The organism is Nitrospira lenta, from assembly GCF_900403705.1.
GTDB lineage: Bacteria > Nitrospirota > Nitrospiria > Nitrospirales > Nitrospiraceae > Nitrospira_D > Nitrospira_D lenta.
This window is the reverse complement of record NZ_OUNR01000012.1, coordinates 503,438-515,790: the sequence shown is the minus strand read 5'-3', so window position 1 is coordinate 515,790 and position 12,353 is coordinate 503,438. Positions and strand designations below refer to the sequence as shown.

General features: G+C 56.6%; 8 protein-coding genes. All 8 read right to left on the bottom strand.

The annotated features are described in order from the left end of the window. Positions 1-28: 28 nt before the first annotated feature. On the bottom strand, positions 29-1,171 hold the full coding sequence (locus NITLEN_RS08805; protein WP_342776538.1) for a hypothetical protein: 1,143 nt from the start codon (positions 1,169-1,171) through the stop codon (positions 29-31). Then, positions 1,158-3,380, bottom strand: a complete 2,223-nt coding sequence (locus tag NITLEN_RS08800; protein ID WP_121989220.1) for a M1 family metallopeptidase — start codon at positions 3,378-3,380, stop codon at positions 1,158-1,160. Before NITLEN_RS08800 ends, NITLEN_RS08805 begins: the two co-directional genes overlap by 14 nt. A 10-nt stretch (positions 3,381-3,390) precedes the next feature. Beyond that, on the bottom strand, positions 3,391-4,176 hold the full coding sequence (locus NITLEN_RS08795; protein ID WP_121989219.1) for a response regulator: 786 nt from the start codon (positions 4,174-4,176) through the stop codon (positions 3,391-3,393). A gap of 106 nt (positions 4,177-4,282) precedes the next feature. Further along, on the bottom strand, positions 4,283-5,218 hold the full coding sequence (gene ftsY, locus NITLEN_RS08790) for a signal recognition particle-docking protein FtsY (protein WP_121989218.1): 936 nt from the start codon (positions 5,216-5,218) through the stop codon (positions 4,283-4,285). Positions 5,219-5,220: 2 nt separating this feature from the next. Then, a complete protein-coding gene (ybeY, locus tag NITLEN_RS08785; RefSeq protein ID WP_121989217.1) occupies positions 5,221-5,721 on the bottom strand; it encodes an rRNA maturation RNase YbeY in 501 nt (166 codons plus the stop codon). A gap of 68 nt (positions 5,722-5,789) precedes the next feature. Continuing rightward, positions 5,790-6,854, bottom strand: coding sequence for a PhoH family protein (locus tag NITLEN_RS08780; protein ID WP_121989216.1), 1,065 nt, complete (start codon positions 6,852-6,854; stop codon positions 5,790-5,792). Between the two features lie 84 nt (positions 6,855-6,938). Next, positions 6,939-7,907, bottom strand: coding sequence for an Ig domain-containing protein (locus NITLEN_RS08775; RefSeq protein WP_121989215.1), 969 nt, complete (start codon positions 7,905-7,907; stop codon positions 6,939-6,941). A 69-nt stretch (positions 7,908-7,976) separates the two neighbouring features. Continuing rightward, complete coding sequence (locus tag NITLEN_RS08770) at positions 7,977-12,311, bottom strand: pilus assembly protein (protein ID WP_181416740.1); 4,335 nt, start codon at positions 12,309-12,311, stop codon at positions 7,977-7,979. Positions 12,312-12,353 lie beyond the last annotated feature (42 nt).

Genomic DNA, 12,353 nt, shown 5'->3' with positions numbered 1-12,353 from the left:
GACCGATCACTCGCCACGTATCGCTGCCTTACGGCACCCAATCTGCCAGGAAGACATTGAACTCGCCCGGCTGCTTCGCGTTGCGGTCGGATACCCACACCACGCGTTTGCCGTCCGGCGAGAACATCGGAAAGCTGTTGAACTGTCCGTCGAACGTCAGGCGTTCCAATCCGGCGCCGTCGTCGCCCACGAGATACAGATGAAAGCTGGGCCGGCCGCCCTCGCCGCGAGTTTCAACGTTGGAAGAGAAAATAATCCGCTTTCCGTCCGGGTGGAAAAACGGTGAGAAATTCGATGCGCCGTTCGACGTCACTTGGTACTTGCCGCTGCCGTCGGCATTCATGATGAACAGTTCCAGTTGGCCCGGCTCCACCAGCCGCTGCCCCAGCAACTCTTTGTAGTGCGCGATCTCGGCCGGATCCGTGGGATGGGACGCCCGATAGACAATGCGTTTGCTGTCCGGAGAAAAGAATGCTCCGCCGTCGTAACCGACATCGTCGGTCAAGCGGCGATGGTGAGACCCATCGAGGTCCATGACATAAATATCCAAATCGCCGTCTCTAACTGAGGTCCACACGATGCTCTTGCCGTCCGGCGAGACCGTGGCTTCCGCGTCGTAGCCGGGCGTATTGGTCAGCCGTTGCATCTCTTGCCCGTCGATGCGGGCGGCAAACAGATCATAGTCGTCGAGCGCCCAGCGATAGGGGCCTTCGCGCTTCGGTTTAGGCGGACAGTTCGGCCCGTGCAGATGGGTGGAGGAGTAGAGCACCCGCCGATCGCCCGGAAAGAAGTAGCCGCAGGTCGTGGCGCCCGACCCGGTGCTGACCAGGCGGACACTCTCGCTCTCCAGATCCATCACATACATCTGGTAGCAGCCAAGGGGGATGTCGCCCGGTTTCAGGGTGGCCGCGTAGGTGTCTTTCATCCAGTTGTTGGTCGACTGGAAAATGAGCTTATTCCCCGTGAAGGAAAAATAGGCTTCGGCATTTTGCCGGCCGAAGGTGAGCTGCTTCACATTCTTGAAATGCCGCTCGGCACTACTTGATCCTGACACGGCGGCCTTAGCGGCCGGCGCGCTTTTCGCTCGATCGGCAGTCAGTCCAAGCTGAGGCCACAAGACCATGGTGATCGCAACTACGATCAGACTGCGCATTCGATTACCGCTGTTCATCACGTCGAACCTCCTTCATTCCCTGAAACGCCTGCCACATATCTCGTTGTGTCACGGTGCCTTCGTCGAAGACCACCGCGCTCTGCCATCCATAAAAGAAGAGGAGCCGCGCCACCTTCGCCGCTGCCGCCGGATCCATCGCATACAACAGGGTCACAACCGAACCGGGTGCCTCTGGCCGATGGCAGGATAACAGCACCGCCATGCGCCGGCCTTCGTAGGCGGTTCCGGCAATGCGAAATCCGTCCGGTCCCACTGTCGCCAGATCTCCGCACGCCTTCGCGAGCAACGATTGCACCTGCGCGTGACGGTCTGCCGTCGCCACGACCAACACCGATCCTGACGGAGGCAAGGCCACGATGTCCATCGGCAAGATGGCGGTCGTGCGCTTGGTTGGATCCTGCGCATCTTGCGCCTTGATCCGCGCGACCAGTTCCTTGAACGGCGTTGCACTGTCAGGAAACAGCGGCAGCACCGCTTTTCGCTGATCAGTCACAAACAGATTCAGCACGGGGGCCATTTGCTCCCGCTTCAATCGTTGCAGACTCATGAACTCGGGATCGATCGACACATTCAGCGGCTCAGCCGGCACCACCAACTCGATGTCGCGTTGCTCGGCAGCCAAGGCCACCGGCACCGAGGTTGTCGATCCGTTCATCGCGATGGCCAGCGGTAGAATGAACCGGAACGCCCCGCCTTCCCGAGTGAGTCTGACGCGCAACGTGTACGCCCCTGGCTGCTGCTGACTGGGAGAGGCCGCCGCCTCGACAATGGCGACGGCGGGCGCGCCAGGCCGCTCGATCCATTGCTCAAAGAACCACCGCAACTCTCGTCCACTGGACTGGGTAAAGATCCGTTCGAGATCCCGCCAGTCGGCATGCCGCCCTGAATACTCTGCGATCAACTGCTTCACTGCGCGCCAGAATGCCTCATCGCCAATCTCCATGCGAAGCTGGTGAAACACCATCGCCGCCTTTTGGTAACCGATGGCGTTGTCTTTCTCATCGCTCTTCCGTTGAAACTCGGCGATGGGATAATCCTGCTGCGGAGTCACATAGAGACTGTAGCCTTGCAACATCAATCGCCGCTGCTCGCGCGCTTGCCGATCATCGTGGATTAGCTCATGCCAATAATAATTCGTCAGGTATGTCGTCAGCCCCTCGACCCAATTGCCACTCTCGGGACGATTCCACACCGCATTGCCGATCCAGGAATGGACGATCTCGTGCCCTAAGGCATAGGGCTGAGTATAGTGACGCTTGATGCTGCCGCTCCCCAGCAAGGTAAAGGATGGCATCCCCAAGCCGCTCGCAAAAAAGTTCTCCACCACGGCAAACTGCTCGAAGGGGAACGGCCCCAACAGCGGAACATAGGCGTCAAGATATTTGACGGTCGCATCCAAATATTCGTCCGCCAGCGCCGCATCGTCGGGAAACAGATAGGTCGCCAGCTGAACGGCTTGTCCAGTTGCGCTCTTCCAATCCCGCGTCTTCACCATGAACCGGTTGGCCACCAGCGTAAGCGCTTCGGTGACTCCCGACGTCCAGGTTTGCAGGCTGACGCACGAACCATCAGAGCGGGGCTGTGAGCAATCCTGCTCCGTACCTCCATGCCCCTGACTCACCGTGGTCCATCCACTTGGCATCTCAACCGTCAACGCATAGGATGCGAGCGAGCCGGTCAAATCGGGATACCAGCCTGTTTCGCTGCTCATGTAGACACCCTCCGGACCGATATGCCCGGACGTCTCACTCGGCGTCACGAATCGCAGATGCCGTGGTTCACGCGGCAGATCATCAATGGCTCCGCGATAGCGCCATTCCAGCGTGACCTCTTCATGTCTCTGGTCGGGCAGCGAGACCAGGAGGGAGCGGAGATGGGAATCAATTGCCGCATCGCCCAACGACGTCGGGACAGGTGTCAGGCGCTCTTCTGTCCCCACCCTGGTCACAAGCGCCACCGTCTCAAGACGCAACGATTTGGCTAAGGTGAAGTCCAGCGTCGGCTGAGAACCACCCACCCGCACGACCATCCGATCGATCACGGTCAGCTGGTGCTGGTCAGGGTCGATGCTCGCACGAAGTGCGTGCCGGACAATGGTAGACGGAGACGAAGGGAGTTCGCCGGCCCACCCCTGTGACAGGGGCAGGAACAGCGACAATCCGATGAGACAAGTGATGTAACTGAGGCGCGAGCTTCCGACTGGCATCGGAAGGGTTTTAGCACTCGCGACAGACGAGCACAAGCTGAATGGCGGTCAATAGGCGATCGAGAGCGATGGGCTTGCCCAGTACTTCTTGCGGACCCAGCGACCAGGCTTCTTCCAACATCTCTTCGTTGTGGCTCCCAGTCATGATGATCACGCCACCGGCATACTCTTTCTCCCGGAGCGTTTTCAGGACATCAATCCCGGACAGCCCGGGCATCACCATATCGAGCAACAGCAGATCCGGCGGCGCTTCTTCGACGACTCGCAACGCTTCATATCCATCCTTCACACCCAATGTCCGGTACCCGCGCAGACTGAGGAACTGTACGAGCAAATCGCGCACCAGCGGATCGTCATCGACGACCATCACCGACTCCGCTGTCTCTTGCCCGGCGAACGAGGGAATCGGGGAGACCGGCGTCGAATTGGCCTTGACCGGCATCTGAGACACCCGGTGCACCGCTTCGACCAAAATATCGAGCGACAGCCCGCGCCGGATAAAGTCGGTGACGCGCAGGGAACGGGCCTGATTCTCCTGCACTTCCGTGGCTCCGCCGCCGAGAATAATGACCGGCGCCTCGGGATCGATCGCCCGAATCTCTTTCAAGACCGTCAGTCCGTCTATCTCCGGCATGCGCAGATCGAGCAACGTAATGCGCGGGGTATGTTTGCGAAACAGATTCAGCCCTTCACGCCCGCTGGTCGTGGTGATCACTTGATACCCATGCCGCATGAACACGGCCTGCAGGAGATCACAGTTCATCTGGTCATCGTCGACGATTAAGATCTTGATCATTCGAAATCTCTGCCTCTGACACGGGTGAATGCTATTGGCAACAATATCCAGAGCGGTACGTCATCACCATAGCACAGGGGGTTCGGAGCGAAAAGAAAATGGCGGGTTATGACCGAGCAGCCGGTTGGCCGAATAACGCGGCAATGAAGGCTTCCTGATTGAAGTCCTGCAGATCTTCGACTGCCTCTCCCACACCGATCAAACGGACGGGAAGCTTCAGCTCGTCGGCAATGGCTACCACGATCCCACCGCGCGCCGTCCCATCGAGCTTGGTGAGAACCAGCCCCGTCACGCCGACGACTTCCTTGAACTGTCGCGCTTGCGCTAACGCGTTCTGTCCGACCGTCGCATCCAGCACCAGCAGAATTTCATGCGGCGCCCCTGGCAGCGCCTGGCCGATCACCCGAAGGATCTTCCGCAATTCTTCCATCAAATTAGATTTTGTATGCAGCCGACCGGCCGTATCGATGAGGACCACATCGGCCGCGCGCGCCTTGGCGGCCACGATGCCGTCGAACGCCACGGCCGCCGGATCCGCCCCATGGCGATGCCGGATCACGTCCACACCAACCCGATCCGCCCACACTTGCAACTGATCGATTGCCGCCGCACGAAAGGTATCGCCGGCGACGAGCAGAGGGCGGCGCCCCCCCTGCACCAATCGTTGCGCTATCTTGGCAATGGTCGTCGTTTTCCCGACGCCATTCACCCCGACCATCAACACCACAAAAGGCTTCGGCCCCTTCTCAATCAGCTGTTCCAGCGATGCCCCTTGCACCGGCGCCAGAACATCGTACAGGGTCCGGCTCAACACATTCTGCAAGGCCTCAGAGTTGGCTGCATCCGCTCCTCTGGCATGTTCCCGCACATGGGTCATTAACCGGTCGACCACCCGCACACCCAAGTCTGCCGTGAGCAACGCGGCCTCCAACTCCTCCAGCATCGCCGGATCAGGCGTACGCCCCAAGACTCGATCCAGTGATTGCCGAACGACCTGCCGCGTCTTGCTGAGACCATCACTCAGCCGCTGAAACCATCCCATCGCTACCGTCTCCTCGTCGTCGTTACGCCAGCACGAATCCGACTCACCAGCGGCACTGTCGCTAACGTCGGAATCGGCCGCAGGACTCGTAACACGGCTTGCTCCCGCCGCTTCATGCGGCGCGCCTCCGCGTCGCTCCGCTCATGATCGTAGCCGCAGAGGTGCAATACTCCATGAACCAGTAACCAGGCCAATTCCTCACTAAGAGATCGACCGCCTTCTTTCGCTTGTCGCTGCGCCGTCGGCACCGAGATCACGACATCGCCGAGCAGAGCCGACACCGGGCTGCCCGACTCGCGCATGGCAAACGCCAGGACATCGGTCGTGCGATCCTTCTTCCGATACTGGTGGTTCAACCGGCGCATCCGTGCATCGCCTACCAAATCGATACTGAGCTCTGACTGCTTTTCCCCGACCACGACAAGCACATGCTCTGCCAGACGCTTCAGTGCCGCCTGGCGTACCTTCACGCGAGTCAGCCGCACACGCAAATACACAGTCATTAGCGCAGACTCTTCATGAATGTTGTCGTGAAATAGTAACAATGGATAGACATGAAGAATTCGCGCGGCTAGTGGGATTGGCCTGAGGAGCCTCGAGGCGGTGAACCAGAGGAAGACCACTTATTGGGCCCGGACGGCGATACATGCGGCGCGGCCGGCCCCTTAGACAGCCTGGGATCGCCACCAGTTGCAGACTGATGTCGATCATAGGCCTTGACAATGTCCTGCACCAGTCGATGACGAACCACATCCTTCTCATCGAAATACACGAACGCGATCCCGTCGATATCTCGCAAGATTTCTTTCACTTCGATGAGACCGGACACCCGCTCGGACGGCAGATCGATCTGCGTAATATCTCCGGTCACAACCACCTTGGAATGAAACCCCAATCTGGTGAGGAACATTTTCATCTGTTCCGCCGTGGCATTCTGAGCTTCGTCCAAAATCACGAATGAGTCATTCAGGGTACGCCCACGCATAAACGCCAACGGTGCAATCTCGATATCCCCCCGTTCAATCATGCGATTGGCTCGCTCCATATCCATCATGTCGAACAACGCATCGTAGAGCGGGCGCAAATAGGGATTCACCTTCGCAAACATATCGCCGGGGAGAAAGCCGAGCTTCTCGCCGGCTTCGACTGCAGGCCGCGCCAGAATGATGCGGCTTACTTCTTTCTTCATCAAGGCACTGACCGCCATCGCCATGGCCAGATACGTCTTGCCCGTACCGGCAGGCCCGATCGCAATCACAATATCGTGTGTCTCGATCGCCTCAATGTAGGACTTTTGCGTGGGGGATTTGGGACCAACGAAGCGCTTCTTCGTGACGATCGTCGTGGCGTTGGTCAGCACCTCTTTAATGGAGGCATCCGGTGTCTGACGCAACGCCGTCAGTGCATGCGTCACATCGTCGACTTGAAGCACGAGTCCTTCGTTGGTGAGATTCGCGAGTTCGAAGAGGATTCGTTCAGCTTGGCGAGTCGCGTCTGGAAGACCATCGAGGGTGACTTCTTCACCGCGCGCGGACAGCCGCACGCCGAGATCCTCCTCAATAAGCTTGAGGTGCCGGTCGTGGTGACCAAAGAGGGCGGCAGTGTTAGTGCCTTCTCGTAGTTTTAGTTTACGCACGAATGCAGGGTCGTCTCCCTCCTAGGACATCAGCTAGGCTGATTCTAGCAGAGAGAGAAAAGACGAGACAAGCAGTTCAGTGAATCAGACGCCAGCAGGCTTGGCGGGGGCGGCTTCTCTTGCAAATGTTAAGTCAAATTCTTGATAAGCGACAGAGCCCTGCCCATCCTTTGCAAGCACCTTAACGTGAACAGCACCAACTTGCTCAGCCGATATTGCCCAGATGAGACGACCCGTCGTTTCATCGATGGTCATGCCTGCCGGCGCCTGCTCTAACTGAAATGAAATCTTATCACCGTCCTCATCAACAGCCTTAACAAGATATTCATACCCCCCTGCACCCGGAGGCGCAGGAGGAGTCGAAACGATTTGAGGAGGATGGTTGTTTAACAGAAGGGGCACGGAGCGAAGCGATTTCCCAGTTGCTTCTGAGTCCTGCGGGAGAACCTCTACAACTACAGGCACCCGTGGATTAAGACCCTTGATGGAGAGCGAAGGCTCTTCGCCTTCCTTGATGACCTTATCCTCCTGAAACCATCTATAGGTGAGATCTATCCGATCATGATCGAGATCACTGACCTCAACCTGCGACTCAACTCGTACGCCGTTATCTGCAAGCCGCAACGTCACGGCTGAAATCGTGGGAGCCGTGTTTCCAACAAGTACTCCTGCCGTCCTGTAAGGCTGGCCCTTCTGCACAGAGTCGACAGGAATGATCTCCACACTAACCCGCTGACCTCGCCGAAGCCCTTCCGATGGCAGCGTCGGATTCGTTTGCCCCGCCACAGGAGCTTCATTCACATACCATTGATAATGGTATGTGACCGCTTCTCGCTCTGGGTCCTCCGCTTGAATCTGCACCGAAACAGGAACTGCCAATGATAGCGGGGCATCAAGAATTTTTGCCGAGATCACAACTGGGGGTTGATTTCCCTTTGATTGAGCCGTGGCATAAGGCACATCGCCCGCACTACCACCGCTACAGGCAGCGCCAAGTAAAAGGCTCAGGGCCCCAATCCCTATGATCAATCGCTGTTGACTTTCAGCGCGCATATCTCCTCAATACTTGCTTTCCACACAAGACATTTTCAGCCTCATATTCATGACAAAGCTCACGGCAACTTAGTCCCGCTGATGGATCCAATTAACAAAACGGCTGTAGTTTCCTTCAAGCTCTAGCCCCGTCGACGTAAAAGCTCCCGTAGAGCTTTGGCCTTTCGCGCTACACACCTGTCCACAATGTATGGTCACGGCTGAGAGCAAACCATCGATACTGCCAAACTTGCCGTTTACCACGGTATTTCCACCCGAAGTCGTGGTTCCAATTACTGGCACCGTAGAGGCCGTCCCCGTTCTATAGTACAGCACATAGAGATAGCTTATCCCGTCAGAGGCGCAGAAGTTATTCGTCGGAGCAAAGGTCGGAAAGAAGATCGAGCCGGCAATCAACGTCGGATTGACCACCGACCGCTCAGAGGCATAATTTGTCGCAAGCCCGCTCACTGAATCGATCAACGTCACAGGGCCTGGCAGATTCACCCTCCACCCATCTTTACTCTGTACTAAGCCCATCATGGAGGTCGTGCCCGTCCCGTTAAATGAGGTCACTCCGGGATTCGTGGGGTCCGTGACTTGATTGGTACCCCCGCTGCAAATGAGACAGATGACCGCGTTGGTTACATCGACAAGGTCATCATCGTAACAACTAGTGATGCTGGTTTCCGTGCACGTTCCGCTTAATACCGAATCCTTGATACCAAACAAGCGCTGTATCGTGCTGTCAACTTTGTCTGTATTGCCGAAGTATCGCCCCGTCCCAAAGAGCACCCAGACCTTATCGGCATCATCGACCGCCACCACCGGTGAAGAGGCCGTTGGCCCCATCTCTTTGGTCGTATAACTTGTCGCATCCCAAAATGTATCCAGCACTTCCGTCGGCGCACGATTAGCCCCATTGGCTACCCCCCAACTAGTCGGAACACAAGGAGCAGTAGGACACCCCATAGTCAGGCGATACATCTTCCCTCGCCAAGGCAACGATCCGTCGTGAAGAGTCCGTGCAGCATAGGCGACGTCCGTCCTCCAATCCCCATCTTTATCGACGGCTACGACGTGCCCCATGAAGGATCGATAGGTTCCCACCGGCATTGTCGTCAAACTCCCGCCCACCGCAACTTTCGGCCCGAATTTCAGATCAACGGCGTAGAGGCTGGCAGTTTGCGTTGGAGTGGACGGCAAATCGGCTTGATATCCGTTCGGGCCAGACCCAAAGAGCACATACCATTTCTCATTGGTAGGATCGATTGATGAATTCGTGGTCGGATTCATGCGCGCCACGGCCGGATAACTCGTGGTCAGACCGAGTCCACTATCGGTGAATACCCACAACAGCTTAGGATCCACTTCAGGATTGGTCACATCCAACGCAAAATACGCGCTATAGAAGTTTCGCGAGACCCCACCGATCGTAGCAGTCATCGGAGCAGCACCGGACCCCGATGCGCATTGCCCGCAACTGCCACCCATCCGGAATCCTCCAATGAGAATCGTCCCCCATCCACCAGGATGGTCGGCATCAGGCGTGAAGACACGTGCCTCCGTAATCGTGGGCTTCAGATCCACATAGTACACATGGGTGTAATCTGTCCGAGCCAACCACTGCAACTGCGGTAAGAGCTGGTGTGGAATAAATGACCACAATTCAGCGCCTAAGTTCGGGCCGCTGGAATTGTCCGTCGGATTTTTCGTATACCAGCCATGCTCAACCGTTGAGCCCGTTGCTGGATTATCTCCCTTGTGATAGTAGCCTCCGTTGAACGCATGGAGCATGCCGTCGTTCGCTCCCACATAGACGACCTGCCGTCTTGTGCGATACTTCGTATAGAACGCGGTGTACGTAGAATCTCCATAGGCCAGGTCATAGCGAGATTTAGGCGCGGCGACAACCGTTGGAGTCGAATGGATGGGATCTCCAAGCCTCCAGACTTTGAAGTTCCCGCTTCCAACAGGAACCTCTAACATTCTCGTCCGCAATCCCGTTACTTCATCGCCTCGGATGAAATTAATCAGATTCATGGCATTGCTCGACCCTGAACAAGCATCTCCTGCATATCTGAGATAGTCCCGTAGAGCCGCACAGTTGGCCGGCGTAAAAGCAATTTGCTCGCCGGCATCGACTACCCCATCGTTATCAGGGTCGACCCACGTTAAAATTTTCCGAGAAGCTGATGTTCCTAACGCCAGCTCCTTCCCCGCCTCCCATATCGGCAATATCGTTCGAAGCTCGCCAGTAAATACCGGTGTGGCACTATCCGCGACGCCATCGGAATTCATGTCGACGAACTTATGAACCATCACCTTTTGGTAGTTCGGACTTGTTGGGTCATTGATATACTGGCTCTCGACAATCCGATCGATGTCGTAGGTCAGCACACCATCCTGATTAGTATCTTCGCGGAAGTTTCCGTAGGTATCGACAAACAAGGCATGGGCATACCCCGTCCATTTCACATTCGCGCCAGCCTGACCCACATCGGTCGTGTAAAAATAGGCCTGATAGATGGATCCTTCACCCGTCGAGGATGTCGCCAGCACTGAAATCGACGTACCCGACGCACTTTTACGGATAATCGCTGTAATTGCAGCCATCAGGCGATCTTGCAGATCGTCCACGTTGGAGGACTCAAAATAGTTATCCGGAATTCCGTCGGTTCCAGGCGCGCCCGTCGCGTTGATGACCTTATCCCACTCCGAGGTCACGTCGGGAAGGTTATTTCCATTGGTGTCTTCAAATCCACCAAGCCTTGCCGCATGCATCAGGATTTCACGGCCGGCAATGTTCCCAAAGGCAAAGAAGGTATAGAGCGTCACGTTCTGAAAACCAGGTAGACAGTGGCCGGTTACGCCGAGCACAGCTATTGATCCATCCGCAGCCCCGCTGCAGGGGCGCAAATCATTCGTGTGTGCCCAGTAGGCCACATCGTCCAAATAGTGATTGCCGCTGTTGGCATAATCGGTTTTGTGCTCGCCCAAAAGCGTCGCCGCCGGTGTCGCCTGATTCGTATTACAAGTCCCATTCGGCGCATGAATAGTAGCGTTTCCACCTACACAATGCTGCCCATGTTGTCCATGCGCATAATCCCTGAGCCCAGTTGGGATGTTCGTATCTTGAGTAGGCTCTCCATCTGTGACGAGAATCACAAACGTCTTGCAGCAGGTGACCTGGGTCGATGTCGAAGCCCAAGGCGGCGTATGGTTGCTCCCGAAGAAAAACGGATCGCGACCGCACGCATTGGCGATGTACCCAACCGGGCAGACTTCCGTACCGGTCAGAGCCGAAATCTCCGATGTTCCGATGGAACCAACCCCATTGGTGGCAAAGGCCCCACCATTGGAAATGCCGCCGGAAAAGGCGATGGGGAACACGTAGGATCCGGGGACGTATGTGGAATTGATCTGGGCGACGTATCGAACGGTCTCGTAGAGCGATTCGGAGAGAGGCGTCCAGGTTGAAGGAAACGATTCTTGCACCGCATCAACCATTGCCGCAACGTTGGTATTAAACGTTTCAACCGTACCGCCGCCGAAATCTATCGACTGGCGTGCCCCCACTCCCACGAGCATCCTTGCACCATCGCCGGCCGGCTTGAACTCGAATAAGCCGAATCTCGCCTGAGCGCCGATCTGCTGAATCACGCCGGTCGGTTCAACGCTGTACCCGACCTTTAGTTCATATTTCCTCTGGCTATAGCTGTCTCCACAGTTGGTGTTGAACGTATTGTCATTATCGACACAGAAATAGGCGGCATCGGTCCCAATATAGAGCGTCCCCGGGGTCCCGCCGTAGTCAGCCGAGGGCATCCTGCCGACATAGGTGTTGACCCCGGCACCACCGCCATACGCAATCGAGGCCATCTCCGTATTGATACCGGCTGCTTGCGCCCGAACAGTCTTGAGTGCCGGCGTGCCGTTAGTCGGGCAAGTGCCGTCGGCCGCGCGTGCGACCAAACAATCTCCTCCGATCATTGCTTTTTTCAGCGCATCGAATCGCCTAAATGTTGCCCAGTTCAAAAAATTTCCGTCCCACTGAGTTGTGGTGCAAGCCGTCGCCAGCGCCGCCTTGGTCGCGCTGAATTCAAACCGCGTATCAGTCGTGTCATAGGTGTAACAGGTAAGGGAGTCGAAGTAGCCTGAATACGTAGCGGTATTGGTAAATACTTGATCGGCGACATCCACGCAATCCCCGTCATCATTCCGATCGCACGCGAGGCCGCTCATACTGCCGGAATTATCAAGCAGCAAGATGATGTTCGGAAGGACCTGGTCGCTGACAAACGGAGGGACCGCATAGTATTGATCCATCGTTTGAGCAGAGCCGGTGCTCGCCCCCATCAGAGAAAGAAACCATGCCAACATGGCAATGGCGGCTCCACGAAGTGCAATATTCCGGCGTTTCATGGCATCCTCCATTTTCAACCCCTGCGACGTCTCGTCCAACAT

Coding starts and splice junctions, on each gene's coding strand:
- NITLEN_RS08770 (WP_181416740.1), bottom strand. CDS start 12,311: ATGAAACGCCGGAATATTGCACTTCGTGGAGCCGCCATTGCCATGTTG.
- NITLEN_RS08800 (WP_121989220.1), bottom strand. CDS start 3,380: ATGCCAGTCGGAAGCTCGCGCCTCAGTTACATCACTTGTCTCATCGGA.
- ftsY (WP_121989218.1), bottom strand. CDS start 5,218: ATGGGATGGTTTCAGCGGCTGAGTGATGGTCTCAGCAAGACGCGGCAG.
- ybeY (WP_121989217.1), bottom strand. CDS start 5,721: ATGACTGTGTATTTGCGTGTGCGGCTGACTCGCGTGAAGGTACGCCAG.
- NITLEN_RS08805 (WP_342776538.1), bottom strand. CDS start 1,171: ATGAACAGCGGTAATCGAATGCGCAGTCTGATCGTAGTTGCGATCACC.
- NITLEN_RS08795 (WP_121989219.1), bottom strand. CDS start 4,176: ATGATCAAGATCTTAATCGTCGACGATGACCAGATGAACTGTGATCTC.
- NITLEN_RS08775 (WP_121989215.1), bottom strand. CDS start 7,907: ATGCGCGCTGAAAGTCAACAGCGATTGATCATAGGGATTGGGGCCCTG.